Source organism: Zooshikella harenae (genome assembly GCF_018837975.1).
GTDB lineage: Bacteria > Pseudomonadota > Gammaproteobacteria > Pseudomonadales > Zooshikellaceae > Zooshikella > Zooshikella harenae.
In genome coordinates this window covers 1-17,422 of the sequence record NZ_JAGSOY010000046.1, presented here as the reverse complement: position 1 = coordinate 17,422, position 17,422 = coordinate 1, and the positions used below count along the sequence as shown (strand labels likewise).

Annotated in this window: 19 protein-coding genes and 1 tRNA gene; 6 read left to right on the top strand and 14 right to left on the bottom strand. The window is 40.5% G+C overall.

Features of this window, described 5'->3' with window-relative positions:
- Positions 1–137 precede the first annotated feature (137 nt).
- The 5 genes from KCG35_RS16730 to KCG35_RS16710 form a co-directional block, all read right to left on the bottom strand.
- The gene (locus KCG35_RS16730; protein ID WP_215820941.1) at positions 138–821 is read right to left on the bottom strand and encodes a flagellar hook assembly protein FlgD; all 684 of its coding nucleotides are present in this window, start codon (positions 819–821) and stop codon (positions 138–140) included.
- A gap of 48 nt (positions 822–869) precedes the next feature.
- Positions 870–1,331, bottom strand: coding sequence for a flagellar basal body rod protein FlgC (gene flgC, locus KCG35_RS16725; RefSeq protein WP_215820940.1), 462 nt, complete (start codon positions 1,329–1,331; stop codon positions 870–872).
- A gap of 2 nt (positions 1,332–1,333) precedes the next feature.
- Positions 1,334–1,744, bottom strand: a complete 411-nt coding sequence (gene flgB / locus KCG35_RS16720) for a flagellar basal body rod protein FlgB (protein ID WP_215820939.1) — start codon at positions 1,742–1,744, stop codon at positions 1,334–1,336.
- 160 nt (positions 1,745–1,904) lie between these two features.
- Entirely contained in the window at positions 1,905–2,969 is a 1,065-nt protein-coding gene (locus KCG35_RS16715) for a CheR family methyltransferase (RefSeq protein WP_215820938.1), read from the bottom strand.
- Positions 2,970–3,001: 32 nt separating this feature from the next.
- Entirely contained in the window at positions 3,002–3,931 is a 930-nt protein-coding gene (locus tag KCG35_RS16710; RefSeq protein WP_215820937.1) for a chemotaxis protein CheV, read from the bottom strand.
- A 114-nt stretch (positions 3,932–4,045) separates the two neighbouring features.
- On the opposite strand from KCG35_RS16710, the gene flgA reads away from it, so the two are divergent.
- The 4 genes from flgA to KCG35_RS16690 all read left to right on the top strand — a co-directional run bounded on the left by flgA (position 4,046) and on the right by KCG35_RS16690 (position 6,747).
- Positions 4,046–4,780, top strand: a complete 735-nt coding sequence (gene flgA, locus KCG35_RS16705) for a flagellar basal body P-ring formation chaperone FlgA (protein ID WP_215820936.1) — start codon at positions 4,046–4,048, stop codon at positions 4,778–4,780.
- 89 nt (positions 4,781–4,869) lie between these two features.
- Positions 4,870–5,205, top strand: a complete 336-nt coding sequence (gene flgM / locus KCG35_RS16700) for a flagellar biosynthesis anti-sigma factor FlgM (RefSeq protein WP_215820935.1) — start codon at positions 4,870–4,872, stop codon at positions 5,203–5,205.
- A 38-nt stretch (positions 5,206–5,243) separates the two neighbouring features.
- Positions 5,244–5,735, top strand: coding sequence for a flagella synthesis protein FlgN (locus KCG35_RS16695; RefSeq protein ID WP_215820934.1), 492 nt, complete (start codon positions 5,244–5,246; stop codon positions 5,733–5,735).
- A gap of 244 nt (positions 5,736–5,979) precedes the next feature.
- Positions 5,980–6,747, top strand: a complete 768-nt coding sequence (locus tag KCG35_RS16690) for a PilZ domain-containing protein (RefSeq protein WP_215820933.1) — start codon at positions 5,980–5,982, stop codon at positions 6,745–6,747.
- Here the strand turns inward: KCG35_RS16690 and KCG35_RS16685 are convergent.
- The 4 genes from KCG35_RS16685 to KCG35_RS16670 form a co-directional block, all read right to left on the bottom strand.
- Entirely contained in the window at positions 6,713–7,330 is a 618-nt protein-coding gene (locus KCG35_RS16685; protein WP_215820932.1) for a TIGR04282 family arsenosugar biosynthesis glycosyltransferase, read from the bottom strand. The two genes, KCG35_RS16690 and KCG35_RS16685, sit on opposite strands and share 35 nt — an antisense overlap.
- 62 nt (positions 7,331–7,392) lie before the next feature.
- Complete coding sequence (locus KCG35_RS16680) at positions 7,393–8,100, bottom strand: TIGR04283 family arsenosugar biosynthesis glycosyltransferase (RefSeq protein ID WP_215820931.1); 708 nt, start codon at positions 8,098–8,100, stop codon at positions 7,393–7,395.
- Positions 8,101–8,329: 229 nt separating this feature from the next.
- A tRNA-Arg gene (locus KCG35_RS16675) sits at positions 8,330–8,403 on the bottom strand.
- Positions 8,404–8,533: 130 nt separating this feature from the next.
- Positions 8,534–9,406, bottom strand: a complete 873-nt coding sequence (locus KCG35_RS16670) for a M23 family metallopeptidase (RefSeq protein WP_215820930.1) — start codon at positions 9,404–9,406, stop codon at positions 8,534–8,536.
- Positions 9,407–9,673: 267 nt separating this feature from the next.
- Here KCG35_RS16670 and KCG35_RS16665 point away from each other — a divergent pair, with 267 nt between their 5' ends.
- Entirely contained in the window at positions 9,674–10,189 is a 516-nt protein-coding gene (locus KCG35_RS16665) for a MarR family winged helix-turn-helix transcriptional regulator (RefSeq protein WP_304956757.1), read from the top strand.
- A 143-nt stretch (positions 10,190–10,332) separates the two neighbouring features.
- On the top strand, positions 10,333–11,220 hold the full coding sequence (locus KCG35_RS16660) for an SEL1-like repeat protein (RefSeq protein WP_215820929.1): 888 nt from the start codon (positions 10,333–10,335) through the stop codon (positions 11,218–11,220).
- A 38-nt stretch (positions 11,221–11,258) separates the two neighbouring features.
- Here the strand turns inward: KCG35_RS16660 and KCG35_RS16655 are convergent, their stop codons facing one another.
- The 5 genes from KCG35_RS16655 to KCG35_RS16635 all read right to left on the bottom strand — a co-directional run bounded on the left by KCG35_RS16655 (position 11,259) and on the right by KCG35_RS16635 (position 17,243).
- A complete protein-coding gene (locus KCG35_RS16655) occupies positions 11,259–11,873 on the bottom strand; it encodes a CDP-alcohol phosphatidyltransferase family protein (protein ID WP_215820928.1) in 615 nt (204 codons plus the stop codon).
- Complete coding sequence (locus KCG35_RS16650; RefSeq protein ID WP_215820927.1) at positions 11,867–12,529, bottom strand: ATP-binding cassette domain-containing protein; 663 nt, start codon at positions 12,527–12,529, stop codon at positions 11,867–11,869. The genes KCG35_RS16655 and KCG35_RS16650 overlap by 7 nt, the downstream gene beginning before the upstream one ends.
- A gap of 7 nt (positions 12,530–12,536) precedes the next feature.
- Positions 12,537–14,207 (bottom strand): ABC transporter permease, encoded by a 1,671-nt coding sequence (locus tag KCG35_RS16645; protein WP_215820926.1) that lies wholly within the window; start codon positions 14,205–14,207, stop codon positions 12,537–12,539.
- 13 nt (positions 14,208–14,220) lie between these two features.
- Complete coding sequence (locus KCG35_RS16640; RefSeq protein ID WP_215820925.1) at positions 14,221–15,438, bottom strand: ABC transporter substrate-binding protein; 1,218 nt, start codon at positions 15,436–15,438, stop codon at positions 14,221–14,223.
- Positions 15,439–15,686: 248 nt separating this feature from the next.
- Positions 15,687–17,243, bottom strand: coding sequence for a BCCT family transporter (locus KCG35_RS16635; protein ID WP_215820924.1), 1,557 nt, complete (start codon positions 17,241–17,243; stop codon positions 15,687–15,689).
- Positions 17,244–17,422 lie beyond the last annotated feature (179 nt).

The window sequence follows — 17,422 nt, the reverse complement described above, 5'->3', positions numbered from 1 at the left end:
TAATTTTCTCAAATTAACACATTACTCCTACATAATCTTTTTATAAGCCTTACCTAGCAGTATAAATATCACCAAAAAGTATCACCAAAATTACAAATAAAATTCTGTAATAATAAAAAATCAGGTGTTAATCATATTTAAAGTATGCGTTTAACATCACTTAATTTAACAGAGCCAACACCAGCTAAATTTAATGTTAAATCATTAAACGTACCAAGCGTTACGCTATCCACATTCGTACTCATCATTGTTGATAAAGCCACGCCTTGATTATCTAATACCCCTGAAGCTCGAAAACTGTATACACCAGTTGGCATAGCCTGCCCGTTACTGTCTTTACCATCCCATGTAAAATCGACGGCACCCGCCGGCTGTAAGCCTAAATCAATCTGCCTGACCAACACACCTGAGTTATTAAACACATCCACTCTTACAGGACTAGATACAGGCAAGTCAACCACACCCTGTACGTCACTTCCCGCATTAAGTTGTGTGCGAGATGTTTGCACCAAAACAGAACGACCTACCAATGCTGACGCTTGTAATGCCTGACTAGATGTAAATGCTGAGGACATACTTGTCACAGTTTGATTTAAATTGGTAATTCCTTCTACGGTACTAAACTGTGCCAACTGCGCAATAAAATCTTCATTTTTTTGCGGGTTTAAAGGATCCTGATTTTTTAACTGTTCAATCATCAGCTTTAAAAATTGATCCTGACCCAGTTCCTGATTACCTTTAGCGGAAGAAGGCTCCTCCAGCGTATACTTATCTACAACAGCATTTGCTGCCGTATTTGGGGTCTGATTAATTGTACTCATGAGAGCACCTCGCTCACCTTAGTGCTAACCACAAAACTATCAGCCATATTACTGACCTAACGTCAGTACCTTTTGCAACATCGTTTTTGCTGTATTCATAATCTCAACATTCACTTGAAATGAACGGGAAGCTGAAATCATATCCGTCATTTCCTCAACAACATTGATATTCGGGTAATACACATATCCCTTTTCATTTGCCATCGGGTGATCAGGTTCATAACGAGCTTGAGGCGTTGCATTATCTTCAACTATCGCTTGCACCATCACTCCTCGTCCCTGCTCCTGATACAACGTACTTTCATCACTAAAAACAGAGTCCTGCCAAAAAGGATCTTCATTAACACGGGTTTCCATCACTTTAAAAAATGGCTTTCGTCCTTTATACACTTCATTAATACTACTACTGGCTGTTTCTGCATTAGCAACATTACTGGCAACGGTATTTAAACGTACCGACTGAGCAGACATACCACTTCCTGAAATATTGAAAATATTGGTCAAAGACATAACTAATTACCCTTAATCGCAGTTTTTAATGACTTAAAACTACCATTCAAAAACTCAAAGCCGGCCTGAAAATCCATTGCATTACGGGCAAATAGTGAGTGTTCTTGTTGGGTATCCACTGTATTGCCATCAATAGCAGGTTGAATAGGCGTACGATAAAGTACTTCAGGCTCACTATATTCTGTAGGCACCGTTTGTATATGTTGTTCACTGGTGATATTAAGCGGCAATTGATTGCCTCTAGGGGTATTCTCTACGGCTTGCTTTAGTGCTTGCTTGAAATCGATATCCCTAGCCTTAAAACCAGGAGTATCTGCATTGGCAAAATTATTAGCGATAATTTCTGCTCTTGCTGCTCGAATTTGCAGTGCATAAGGATGCACACCTAACGCATTTTCAAAACTGATAGCCATAAAAGCTCCCTTGCCGAACAAACCGAGTCATTTTCTACTTAGCTTTAAGGCAAAGCCCATGCCATTAAATTTTTTACCTAATTATCAGCAAGTTAAGTAATATCAACAAAACCAAAACCAAGGAGACGGCAATCAGTTTCCTTTCTCTTAAGACGTAAATTTACCGCTTAAATGGTTCTGGTTTATTTGATGAAGGTTTTGCAGGAGGAGTTGACCTTGTTGCGGAAGGGGTTATGCCAGTTGATTTTTGTGTTGTTGCTGACGTTGCAACCGAGGATGTTGTTCTTGGTGTAACCGTTTTTGTTCCAGTAGTGGATGTCTTTGTTCGGCTAGCAGATTTCCCTGCTCGAGCAAATACATCAGCATTATTAGGCTTTACCATGTACATTATACCTGGTCGACACTGTACCATTTCATATAAGTCAGATAAGCCATTTAAGGCTTCAGATGCACCTAAAAATAGAAAGCCACCTGGTTTTAAAGTCTTATAAATTCGGCTTAGAATATCCAGCTTTAGTTCTGCAGAGAAATAAATTAATACATTCCGGCAAAAAACAATATCAAACTTCCCTAAACTGGCATAACTTTCTTGCAAGTTAATAATACGAAACTCAACACGCTGCTTGATGTGAGGCTTAACCACCCAACGCTTTCCTTGCAATGCGGTAAAGTAACGCTGTAAACGTTCATCTGATAACCCTCTGCCTAATGCAAGCGAGTCATATTCTCCAGCCATTGCCTCAGCCATGACTTTGCTTGATAAATCTGTCGCAACAATTTTGACATCACCTTTTAGCATACCTAAATTATTTCGTTCAAACTCATCAATAGCCATTGCAATAGAATAAGGCTCTTGCCCAGTAGAACAGGCTGCAGACCAAATGCGAATATTTTGCTGACGTCGCTCCTTTACTAATTCAGGTAAAATTCTATTTTTTAAAACATCATAAGGATAGTTATCCCGGAACCATAATGTTTCATTTGTCGTCATGGCATCAATAACTTTGCCACGCAAATCACCACGAGGATTTCTCTCAATTTGAGAAACCAGCTCAGTAAGCGAGTTGATATTATTTTCCGCTAGAATTTTTCTTAAGCGACTTTTCACCAGGTATTCTTTATTTTTCCCTAAAACAATACCACTGCTTTTTTCCAAAAAAAGACTAAAGACATCAAAGTCATTCGTTGGGACTGTTCGCTTCGGTTGAGAACCAAATTCGGCCACAGAAATTACCCCATATCGATGCTAACCTGTAATTAACCCGTTAGTATTTGGATTCGTTCCATGACTGCACCCGCTAATAAATCGGGGTTAAACTTAGCAATAAAATCATTTGCTCCTACTTTTTCCACCATGGCTTTATTAAAAACACCACTTAATGAGGTATGAAGCACTATATGCATGTCATTTATACGCGGGTCACTTCTAATCGCAGACGTTAATGTGTAACCATCCATTTCAGGCATTTCTATATCAGAGACAATCATAAGAAGCTCATCCTTAGGACTCCCCCCTTGGTCAATCAACTCCATAAGATATTCTAAAGCTTCACGACCATCATTTTTGGCCACCACCTCAATACCTAATGACTCAATACAACGTTGCACTTGTTTACGTGCTATTGCAGAGTCATCAACAATTAATATCTTCTTATTCGCTAAGTCATCAGTTGGCTCATGACGAACAACATCATCTGAAAGTTCTTCATTCATTGGAGAAACTTCTGCAAGAATCTTTTCTACATCGATGATCTCAACCAGTTTGTCATCCACTTTAGTAACAGCTGTTAAATAATGATCTCGTCCTGTACCTTTGGGCGGTGGATGTATTTCTTCCCAATTCATATTGACAATTCTATCTACCATCCGTACTAAAAAACCCTGAACTTTCATGTTGTATTCAGTAATGATCACAAAACAATTTTCTACATCCTCTAGAGCACTTCGACCCGTAGCCATATTCATATCCAGTATCGGGATGGTACCTCCCCTAATATTGGCAACACCTCTTACAATAGGGCTGCTTTTCGGCATAATGGTCATCTTAGGACATTGCAACACTTCCTTAACTTTAAATACATTTATTCCATAGAGTTGGCCACCATTGAGCCTAAACAACAGTAATTCAAGTCGGTTCTGCCCTACCAGTTGAGTTCGCTGGTTAACACTGTCTAATACACCAGCCATGAAGCCACTCCTACATGATTAACAAACACTTAAACCTAAAACCGGCATAACAGTTGCTTTTAAAGTGATAAACCACTGCATACCAACTAATTTCACTAAGGCCTATTGCTGCTTATGAACTATACAAATAGCATAGGACAATTTAGTCACCCACGTCAGTATTTTGTACTAAGCTGGTTACTCTGCCTTTTTTCAATCGGTAGCATTGCCAGCCCCCTCAATGATCAAGTGCATCAAGCAGCCCATCAATATCTCCTGAACAAACTCCAACCGCTGCTAGCACAATCATCTTCAATAACTTATAAAATTCGTATAAACCCCTTGGACGAACGATTAAGGCTGCCTTTATGCCAGACACCACTGCAAGTCAGTCGAAATAGACACAGTAAGTCTTTTGGACGTATTACATTGGCCATTGACTGTCCTAATAGCTGGCAAGTTTTTGTCACAACAGAGGTGAGTATTTTCCGGCAAGTACTTGCCAGCAAACGCACAATCCCAAAGAAACGACGAATAACTGACGCCGATTTAATGTGGCAAACAATTGATGTAAGTCGTTTACGAAATGGTTATTTTACTGAACAGAAGCTTGTAATCGGTAAAGTCGCCACAAGAACAATTACTATTGGACAAATCATTAGTCGCCGGCATATTGACACTGCCACAGTTATCACTAAAGGCACAAAAGTTGCGATAGTCGCTTCAGCAGATCATTTTGCTGTACGGTCATTTGGAACAGCACTCTCAGATGGTAAACCAGGTGAACGCATAAAAGTGCGAAATGCTAGAAGCCAACGCATAGTCGAGGGCATTGTTAAGGATAAAAATACAGTACAGGTTCTCTTTTGAGAATTTTTGCCAAATGTCTATTAAAGTAATTTTAATGGTGGCCGCTAATATTCATAGTGAGTGGTCATTCTAAGGGTAAGGTAGTCATCATGGTTAATGATATCAATGGTCCCAATACGTCTTCATCAGACCTGGTCAGCGCTCAAAAGCGAGCCCAACAACAGGTGGGCGGGACTGAAAACAAGACGCTAGAGCAATCTGCCAAACAGCCAGCTGTCGAGCAGACCTCTACAGAGAAAAAGCCTGTTTCTGTTGAACTGAGTCAACAAGCTCAGGACTTAAAGAAATTGCAGGACCAAGTCGCTCAGCAGGATGGCGTTGACTCCGAGCGTGTTCAACAAATTAAAGCTGATATTGCAGCTGGACGTTACCAGGTTAATGCAGAGCAACTGGCTAATAAGCTTTTAGACTTCGAAGGCTTTTAAACTCACTGAGCTAGATCTCTACCACTGGAATGACCATTATGCCCACTACTACCTCACTCAAACAATTTGAAGCATTGTTGCTTGCTGACTTACAGCTTCTTGAGCATCTAATCACAACACTCAATGCAGAACGACACGCTTTAAAAACGCGCGACTATGCCAGCCTTGAAACACTCATTAGCCGCAAGCAGTCTTACCTGACATCTATCAGTCAAAATGCCAACCAGCGATCTAAATTGTTTGCATCACTTGGTTTAATTCCTGATGCGACAGGTTTTAAGCAGTTACTTACTCTCTGTGATCAAACTCAAAAAGAACACTTTGAGTCACTTTGGCATTCTTTGCAAAGCAAGTTACAAGAAAGTAAACGTTGCAATGAAACCAACCACCGTATTATTAGCCGCACTCAACTGGTCGTAGAGCGCTTTCTCCGCATTTATAGAGGACAACCCCTAGCGCCAAAAGCCCTCTATGCTAAGCAAGGTCAACCTATTAGCGATGCAACTGGCCGACTAATAGGTACTGCTTAATTCCGCAGCCATACATTCTATGACAACAGATTCCCTAGAGCTTGCTCACCGAGTCAAGCTCTAGCTATTTTCTTTAGCCTATCAATTACTACTGAAAAAAATCATCCTTGAAAGGTATATACTTATAGTTAATGTTGGAAGGACGACTTAGGTAGGTAGTTTATTAGCGATATAAAAAAGCAATATTTGTTTGGTTTACTTTAAAACTTATTTTAATAAAAAAATTTTCAGGGATGTAGGCTGCATGATCAGTTTTTCAGATTGGGACTCAAACGAGAAGTATCAAACCCTACAAACACCACAGGAAATTTATCGTCAGTTACTTGCTATTTATGAAAGCAAGAAAAAGGTGCACCTTGACTTTCCTGCAAAAAATAGCTCTTTTTCCGCGACAATCAGTGCTATCAATCATGAAGCCAGCCACTTTACGTTATCAAATATCACCCCCGCACATGGTGAAAGCTTGATAAAAAATAATATGACATTTAACTTAAAGTGCACACATCACGGCATTGATATTATCTGTCCTCATCTATCAACCTTGTCCCTTATGCCAGATACAACAACAGCATCACCACAGGATTTCCTTATTCCATTTCCAGATAAAATACGTTACTTACAACGGCGAAATGCTTATCGAGCCGTTATTCCTACTCATACATTTATTAGAGTTACCCTAATTACTCAAGAACCTGAAACTCTCTTATTAAGTGGTCAGTTACTGGATTTATCGATAACTGGCTGCCAACTACAACTGTTACCACCTCCACCAGATCAACCAACACTTGCTGTCGGCGATATATTTGATCATGTACAATTTATTACACCAACAGATCATCCTATCGACTGTCAGGGAGAAATCAGACAAATACATGTTACAAGCCAACAGTACATTAATATCGGCATAATGTTCTTGCAATTATCAGGTATTAACCAACGCTATCTGCAACTATATGTGAATCAACTTCAACGCATAGCTAATCGTGATGACGCAACCTACCCAGACGTTTAACATCTGAAGGTATATCTACATCCCATAGTTCAGTGAGTAAATGATAAGACACGTGTTGATTGTTTAACTGTGTAATGGTTTCATTAAAAAGTTGGGGTGTACTCCATGGCATATTAAGAAAAAGTGCTTGAATAAAGCGGCTTAAACCAATTAAAACATAACCACCATCTTCAGCAGGCCCTATCACTACGTCATTTTTTTTCGTCAGTGCACTCAATGCTTGTAAAATATAATCTGCCGTTAAAACTGGACAATCACTGCCTATAATCACAACCTGATCAGCCCAAGCTAAATTCGACTTAAATGCATTTGCCAATCGCTCACCTAAATTATTCCCTTGTTGCAAACATATTGGCCATTGCCCAAAGAAATAATGACTCATCCCATCGGGTTTAACTACAGACTCTGCCAGACAAAGTTGAATATTAAGTGAAGCGGGTAATTGCTGCATTATTGCTAGTGTTCTATCAAGTAACCATTGGTGGACTGATAATGCCCCCTGCTCACCTAATGCAGGAATTAACCGCGTTTTAACCGCACCTGCTCGAGGTGGTTTGGCAAATAAAATCACCAACTGTTGCATAATAATTAGTGGTCATTCCTGCTGATTACATTCTTTTTTGATGTCGAACAGCTATTTTTCATTTAATTACTGTCTCTCATGTAGTATTTACGCCAGAGTTTTTCTGGTGCAGTACCAAAATAAAAACAACACCGAATCCACCACATTAATAATATAGTGCGAAAAATACCATTCTGTTCCCAGCGGCGACTGGACGTTATCACAGGCACAGGAATACAAACTGGTTTTCCTTGCTGTCGTAAACGGCTACATAAATCGATATCCTCCATAAGAGGAATAGCTAAAAAGCCTCCTATTGCTTCAAAATGATCGCGCTTAACAAAAATTGCTTGGTCACCCGTTGCAATCCCTGTAATCCTAGAACGTTTATTCATCATGTAAGCAATACAATAAAATAACCAGTGCGAACCAGAAAAGCTGACATCAAAACGCCCCCAACAGCGCCCCCCCTTACCAAAAGCTTGCTCAATAAATTCATCTGCCTGATCTGGTAAAAGCGTATCTGCATGTAAAAACAGCAATACTTCACCTGTCGCCAGCTCAGCACCATATTGCATCTGTCTTGCCCGACCAGTAGCACAAGAGACTAAACAGTCGACCATCGTTCTGGCATAGTCAGTTGTTTTATCCTGACTCCCTCCATCAACCAAAATGACTTCATGCCCTTTACTCCGTAAAGGCTGTAATGTCATTAGAAAAGGTTGAATTCCTTTAGCTTCGTTTAATGTAGGTACAATAATTGACAGCTTCACTGGTACACGCTCTCTCACTTTCCTTGCTCTTCCTTTGCCTCAACAAAACTATACCAATCGTGATTCATTTTTAGGAGTAATAAAAAATTATAATACCCACAGCGAAGGGTATATATTTCCGTCACTGACAGGTATACACCAAGGAATAAAGAAATCTTCATTTACAAAGACCGAACAGAAAAGACCATTTTTAGTCAGTCATCAGATTACAACAAAGGAATGTGACAAATCATGTAAGAGGGAAGAGCGTCCCTGAGAGGAATCGAACCTCCGACCTAGCGCTTAGGAGGCGCTTGCTCTATCCTACTGAGCTACAGGGACTTAAAGCCTTAGAAGAGGCCCCAATGATACAAACTCACCAGCTAAATGCAACTTTTCTTGCAATACAAAAAGCGAGCAAACTTGTTTAGTGAATGAGTAGCAAAACTACCCACAATGAAATGTATGTATCTCATTTTTTAGGCATTGGCCCAACCCAGAGCGCAGGATCAACTCGTGTTGTAAACCAGTTCATCCGCCAATCTAAATGTGGCCCAGTTACCCGACCAGTAGCGCCTACTTTGGCAATAACATCACCTTGTTTAACTTTCGTACCAACCTTAACCAAAACTTTACTAAGATGTAAAAAGCTCGAAAAAACCCCATGCCCATGGTCAATAATTAGTGTTCCTCCTGAAAAATACAAATCAGGTTCAGCCAACACTACGGTGCCTCCAGCAGGAGAAATCACTTTAGTGCCAACTGGGGCGGCAACATCAACACCAAAATGTGGACGACGAGGTTCCCCATTAAAAACACGCTGGCTTCCATAAACCCCACTGATACGTCCTGTCAGTGGCCAAATAAAGGGTTGTGCAAAATAGGGGGAATTACTCGCCACCGCCCTTGAAGCCGCGACCAGTTTACTTTCTCTTCTTATTCTCTTAAGAAAAGATTCTGGAGGGGTTACCATTTTTTGAGGAACCCCCTTTATACGCTGGATATTATACTGACGTTTTTTCAACTTCAGTTTATGAGCCTGCTGCTGACCATCAGGGCTTATCACCGTAAACTGTTGATCTAATGCGGCATCGCGTCCGAAGCCAATAACAAAAAATCCACTATCATTAACTGAAATGATTTTTTTCTTATATTTTACTTGACTTCCTAATGTTACTTTCCCAAGCAATAAACTGCCCTGGGTTCTATCACCTTTAAGTGAAAGCAATTTGGCATGTGTTGCAGAAATTGGCAAGAATAGCGACAATAGTAAAATACTTTTGAACAAGCCTGTAAGCCCGATACGCTGTTTAAAGCAACGCGAAAGTAACACAGAAACACTCATAATTTGACCGTCAAATAAGACACTAGTAGTTGAGTCAGAATGGTTGATAGCCCACTGTGGCACGGCATTTTTTATATTGCAACTGCCATTTTGATGAAGCTGCTCACAGTACTTTAGCTACACTAACTACTCAGTAGCATGCCATTTCAAACATCACATTTTGTTTGCTGTGGCTGTATCGTTCACAACATGATATAAACAGCCATTTCATTCAACGCTTGCCAACTTTATTTGCCACAGTGTTGTATAAAATGGCTATCAATTTTAATGAGGTTTGCTGAATCTGACATGGAAAAGTATGAAGAAGTGTTAATTGCGCTGAGGCGCATTATCCGTGCCATAGATTTGCATTCACGAAAGCTGAGCAAAGAGTCAGGTTTAACTGGTCCTCAGTTGCTGATTATGCGCTCTATTCACAGCTTAGGTGAGGTAACCATTGGTGAAGTTGCTCGTCATGTTAATCTCAGCCAAGCGACTGTAACCACAATCATGGATAGGTTAGAAAAACGTGACTTAGCCTCTCGTAAGCGTAGTGTTAATGATAAACGTAAGGTATACACCTACTTAACTGAAAAAGGACAGGCCTTAATTCTAAAAGCGCCTAAGCCTCTTCAGCAAGAATTTATTTATCAGTTCCAGCAATTACAAGACTGGGAACAATCACTTTTAGTTTCCTCTGTTCAACGCATAGCCACAATGATGGATGCTGAGAAAATTGATGCAGCGCCAATGTTGGAAGTAGGTGCCATTGAGGACACCCTCTCACCTAACGGTAACCAATAAACGGCTGTATGCAGCAGGTAAGTTGAACCACATGAAGCAGACTTTAGGTTTTAACCTAATGGTAATCCAGCATGATGATGATGAGTAATATTATTGCAGTCATATGCCGTATTTTTTCCTTAGCAAGTAATAGGAAGTATACAATGACGGCACCCTTGCAGATAGGTATAACATGCCTGCTCTCAGGTATCCTGCTCTCAGGGTGTACACTCTGGCAAATCCAACAGGCTGGACCAGACCTGCAAGCACTCCACGCTCAAGCACAGCAGGGTGATATTGACAGTCAGTTTAGGTTGGGTTTGCGTTTTTATCATGGACTGGAGGTTCCACAAAATTATCCAGCAGCCTATGACTATTTTCGAAAAGCGGCCAAGCAAGGCCACCAACAAGCCCAGTATTTACTGGGCACAGGCTATTACGAAGGTAAAGGTGTATCCAAACAGTCAGAAGAAGCCTGCCACTGGTTAGAGCCACTCGCTAAACAAGGTAATCTACAAGCACAGTACATTGTGGGTATGATATTTTTAGAAGACACTTCAACAAACAAACTAGCTGACCCAGCTTGGGGAGCTTACTGGTTGTCAAAAGCTGCACTTGCAGGCCACTCTGCGGCGCAATACCAGTTAGGATTGTTACATTTAAAAGGAAAAGGAGTGCCTAAACACCTAGGTGATGCCTATCACTGGTTAATGATGGCTCATCAACAAAAACACCCCAAAGCTAAACAGGCCCTGACCTCGTTACAAAGGCAGCTAAAAACAACACCCCAAGTACATCGTTATCAGCATGCACTGAAAAGCCAGGCCCATAAAGATTTTGCTGCAGTACAATTTGTTCAGTTTCGACTAAAGCAATTAGGTTACCCACTCAAACACGTAGATGGTATTTGGGGTAGACAAACACAACATGCTATCGACAAATACAGCAAGAAAAATCAACTACCTCTACCCCAAAAAATATCGCCACGCTTATTACAGGCACTCAGAGATAATCAGCAGCCTACACTACAGACTATAACCCAGGATAATTAGTTATATTTAGTTTTCTCAAGCAGTGGCCCATAACCAATTTATTGTTCACATCGCTTTAATGTAAGGTAACCAATAACAATTCTATTAATTGTCGTCAAAAAACATAGCACAGCAAAAATACCAGCCAACATAGCAAAATGCTTTGGAAACATACAAAAAAGGACAAAAAATAGAATTGTCTCAGTACCTTCAGTTAGTCCATTTAAGTAAAAAAGCGACTTATGGGGAAAATAAGGATTGGTGAGCTGGTACTTTTTCGCCAACACTGCAAAGGCTAAAAAACTCGCCCCCGTCCCCATAAAACTAAATAATAATAAAGCCGCATATAATGCATTATCATCTGGCTGAGCCAGAGCAAACCCAAAAACAATCCCAGCATAAAAAATAAAATCCAGCGTAATATCTAAAAAACTTCCACTGTCCGTTTGTTGACTTAGTCGAGCCAATGCACCATCTAACCCATCAAGACAACGATTCAATAAAATAAAAACTAAAGCACTCGAATATTGTTCATAGGCTAATAATGGCAACGCCAACATACCCAATAAAAACCCAGCAATTGTTACCTGATTAGCGGTACAGTATGGTGCAATAATTTGAGCCGTGTTTTTTAACGGGGGCTGCACCCAACGAGAAGTCCAACGATCTAACATGAAGTTGATTCCATATATGGAAGCTGTAATACCTGTGAACAATGATCAGGAATATCTGCAATATCATGAGTCACTAACAACGTTGGTAATTGATAGCGCTCTGTATATGACCACACAAGCTGCCTAAATTGGCTACGTGTTACTTGATCGAGCTTACTAAAAGGTTCATCTAAGAGTAAAACACGTGGCTGAGCTAATAAAGTCCGTAATAGACTAATTCTAGCCCTCTGCCCACCTGATAGCGTTGCAGGATCACGACCCGCCAAAGCCTCCATTCCTACTTCAGCTAGAAGTGCTATCACCTGGTTATGACGCTCTCGACGATTTATCTCTTGTGGTAATGCAAAAGCTAAGTTGCCCTTCACAGACATATGAGGGAACAGTAAATCATCTTGAAATAACATCCCAATTTTACGCCTTGCCAATGGTAAACATGTGAGATCTTGCTGATCTAATAAAACCTTTCCTGAAAATTGAAACTGATCAGGGACGATACCACATAGTGCACTCAGAAACGTCGACTTACCACAGCCACTCGGTCCCATTAGCACCACAATCTCACCAGGCAGTATGGTTAGATTTAACCCTTGAATAATGGGTTCACGACCAAAGTACAACGATATAGACTGTAACTGAAGGATGCCTTTCTTATTCATGGAACCCTTAAATCCGCATCATAGAAAAACGCCGGTAAATAAAATAGGGTATGAGAAATGCACAGCCATAAGTTACCAGCGGTACAACAAGCTGCGCCAAAGCAAAAACCCCCGTCACCCGATAATCAGCACCTTGCGCTAAACTAACGGCTTCAGTTGTCAACGTGCTTACACGCCCTGCCCCTGCAAACAACGTTGGTAAATACTGAGCAACACTAACCGCAACACCAACAGCTACCGCAAATGAAATAGGCCATAGCAACATCGCTATTTTTATACGCCAATAGCTGTATTGAGATCGCCCAGAGAGTAAAATAGCGACGGTTAAATAACGCTTATCAAAGTGCTTAAAGTAACCCACCAAGGCTAGACATATATAGGGGACAACATAAATCAGATGACTCCAAATAACACCAACCCAAGTGCCATCTAAATTCAAGCTGACGAGCAACCATTGAAAACCGAAGATAAAGCTGATTTGAGGTATCAATAAAGGTAGGTATAGCCAACTCAATGCATAGCGCTGTTGTGCTTTTTTTGCTTCTAATAGCCCCAGCACTAACAGCAAACCAATCACTGCTGATCCTAAAGCCAAAAACCAGGTAGTTCCTAACAATGTAAGCAATTTTTCACTATAACGAAACCATACCTTTAATGAATATTCACTAGGAAGAATATCAGGGTAGCGCCAACGCCAGCTAACAGCCCATAACACAATAGATAGTAATGCTGTTACCCATACGCCCCACACTATCCACTGAGTGACATGACCTAGCCATTGCCAACCTAGGCTTAAACGATTACGCATGCCATTAATTAGCCATCGACTATCTTTACCTATTAATAGCCTTTCAAGAACTAACCATCCCAACATTAATAACCCAGTTAACAACAGCAAACAAATAGCGCCAGCACTACCAAGCAATCGCTGCTCAAGTTGTTCACTACCAAACCACTGCATAATAGCAACTGCCAAAGTGGGCGGCGTTGTCGGCCCCAGTATTTGTGCAATATCCACCACAGAAAATGAATAAGCAATTACTGCAATAATTGGTAAACGCATTTGCGGTAAAAGCTGAGGCCAAATTATTTTTAGCCAAGCATACACTGGATGATAACCCAGACTTTGACCAACTTTGAGCAGCTGAGAAACATTTACCTGATTACAGGCTGACAGCGTCATCAGGATTAAAAAAGGCAGCTCTTTTAATCCTAAAATAATACCTAAGGTCACACCATAGGTATCATGTACCGTATGCCAGGCAGGAGGGGATGTTAATCCCGAAGTAAAGAACGCAAAAAAACGCGCATACCAACCACTGGGAGTCACTAAAAACATCATTCCTAACGCAAATGCTGCATGAGGAAATGCTAACATCGGTGATAAAAGGCTACGCCACACTTTCCAGCTCGATGTTGAGTAGAAAACAGAAAATATAGTGACTGTCAGCAATAAAGCAATGCAGGTAGCAAGACAACCACTGACAAGGGTTACTACCACCATTGAAGAAAAACCAGGCTCTTGCCAGAGTGTATTGTAATAATCAATATTCAGGTTATGGAAACCTGCCACTGGAAAATAACCAAAGCTAGGCAACAATGTGCCTACTACGCCAAGAATTACCGGCAATAAACACAATAACTGTGTTACCCTATAACTGATCAGTGGTATAGACATAACCTATTCATTATCACTGCTGATAACGCTTTAACCAGGCTTTTTCTAAAGCATCTGTCCAACTAAAGTGCGGCTCTGGTAAAGGTTTGCCTTGCTGATCAAGCGTTAACATACCAGGTAATTTCTCAAAGCGAGCAAACATAGCTTGTTGATCTTCTGGTAACCGATCAATGGCTAACACCGTTGGATCTCCCCAAATAACAGGATCCATTTTTTTACTTTGCGCTTCAGCAGATAACAAAAAGTTTATAACGACTTGAGCGGCTGTTTTAGCTTTTGCATTATAGGGAATGGCTAAAAAGTGCGTATTACCCAATGTCCCTCCTTTATGAACATAGGATTTTACAGTATCTGGTAATAACCCAGCATGTATCGCATTTGTGGCCTCACTGGGACTAAAGCTAAAACTGACATGCAACTCACCACTATCCAGCATTTGCCGCATTTGAGAGGAGTTTGCTGGAAATACTTTACCTTCGCGCCAACTGACTGGATGCAATTCATCAAGAAACGCCCAAAGCGGTGCAGTTACTTTCGCAAAATTCACTTCACTCACAGGTTTTTGTAATAACTCAGGCGATGGCGCTAACTCTAAAAGTACTTGTTTGAGAAACGTTGTTCCTAAAAAATGGGGAGGATTAGGGTAAGTAATACGTCCAGGATGCTGCTTAGCATAATCCAACAGCGCCTTCATCGATATAGGTGGCTGCTTCAATACACTACTATCATAGAAGAAAACCAAGTGAGCCATCCCCCAAGGCGCTTCCATAAACTCCACAGGGATAGAAAAATCTTTTATCACTGAAGGCTTAGTCTCATCCACCCACTGATAATTGGGTAAAGTTTGTGTAAATGGCCCATATAATAAATTATTATTTTTTAAAGTAGCAAAATTTTCGCCATTCACCCACAATAAATCAATTTTTCCTTCAGTGTCTCTTCCCGCTGTTTTCTCAATCAGCAAGCGACTAACAACCTGACTAATATCATCGACTTTAACGTGCTTCAGTGTTATTCCATACTGTCGTTTTACCTGTTGCCCTACCCAAAAAATATAGCGATTAACCTCATGACTCCCACCCCAGGCATTAAAATACACTACCTGTTTATTTGCTTTTTTAACCGTATTATTCCAGCCTGACTGTTGCAGCTGTTGTGCAGTAACATTATGAGCAGCTAAAAACAATAAAAAAATAACTAAGTAATTAACTCCCTTCTGTAAATACATCATTTATTGTTTTCCCCCTTATTGTGAGCCTATTAAAGCTATACCCACAGGCTATTGAAAAGCAACTTTTTTAGTTTAGAGGTGCCCTAAAGACCGTATTCTTTAACAAAACCTTTCACAAACAAATACTAAACGTAAAAAAAGGCCCATTAAGGGCCTTTTTATCACACTAAACATATTACCTTAATATCAGATAATATATTCAATCATTCAACGAGTTCCGATATTATTAACCACCTAGAACGCTTCTTTTATTTACGAACAATGGGGTTTTTAACATCAAACTCCTCATGCAGTGACTTTAATAAGCCAAAGCACATAATAAACAACACGATCGCAAATGGCAGACCTGTTGTGATAGATGCAGTCTGTAAGGCTGTTAACCCACCACCTAGTAACAGCACAGCAGCAACAACACCTTCTGTAGTAGCCCAGAAAACCCTTTGCGCAACAGGAGGATTCAAATTCCCTCCAGATGTGATGATATCAATCACTAGCGAGCCTGAGTCTGAAGACGTTACAAAGAAAATAACAATCAAAAAGACAGCTAACACTGAGGTAATACTGGCTAAAGGAAAACCTTCAAGCAATACAAATAAAGAAGTAGAAACATCCGCTTTTACCGCTGCTTCAATATTTGCTAAACCAAATAGCTCATTGTGTAACGCAGCACCACCAAAAACAGTGATCCAAAGGAAAGTAAGCAGGCTAGGCACTAACAACACACCAAAAACAAACTGGCGTATCGTACGCCCATAAGAAATGCGGGCAATAAACATCCCTACAAAAGGAGACCAGGCAATCCACCATGCCCAATAAAATACAGTCCAGCTACTTTGCCATTGCGAGTTTTGCTGGTAAGTCTCAGTCCAAGAACTAAGCATCAGCAAGTTCTGCATATAGTGGCCTAAATTCTGTACAAAACCGCTCAGCACAAACAGCGTTGGGCCAACAATGATGACAAACAACAGCATGCCAGCCGCAGCCCATAAATTGATTTCACTTAAGCGTTTGATGCCTTTATCAAGCCCTTTCACCACAGAAATTGTAGCAAGTAAGGTAATCCCAGCAATCAGCGCTAGCTTAACGCCTGTAGTAGCCTCAATATCAAACAAAAATTCCAAACCAGCAGCGACTTGGTTAACACCTAACCCTAATGACGTTGCCACACCAAACAATGTTGCAATTACTGCCAGCACGTCTATAGCATGGCCAATGGGACCATATATTTTTTCACCAATGAGGGGATAAAAAGCTGAACGAATGGTCAATGGCAATTTTTTGTTAAACGTAAAATACGCCAATGATAAGCCAACTACGGCATAAACACCCCAGGCATGGAACCCCCAATGAAGGAAAGTGATATCCATGGCGGTTTTCGCAGCATTGACTGTATGCCCTTCACCCACTGGTGGAGAAGAAAAGTGATAGATGGGTTCAGCAACACTCCAAAACACCAGCCCTATCCCCATCCCCGCACTGAACAGCATGGCAAACCAGCCAGGAAAAGAATACTTGGGTTTTGCCTGTGCACCACCTAGGCGAACATAACCAAATCGACTAAAGGCTAAATACAGTGCAAAAACCAAGAATACTTGAACCAGTAGTATGAATAACCAACCAAAATTGTCGGTGATTAATGATTTAGTGTGACTAAATAACTCACTGGCTTGCTCCAGGTTAGTCAGTGTTAAGAAGACAAAGGCAAAAATAGCTAGCGCAGAAAACCCAAACACTTGAGGGTGTATATCAATCTCCAGAAAATCTCTTAAAGATGAAGGTTTATGGCCTGCATGTCGATCACTCACATGAAACTCCTCTTTTACCCAACAGAATGAACTTGTTGAGCAATCATCAAGTACTGCTCAAAAAGCAAGCATACATTAACACACCTAATATTTAGAATTCAAAATTAGTTAACAATGACGACTCATACCATTTTGTTTAGCACACTTTCATAACATGCTAATAATAGTATTTCTTTATA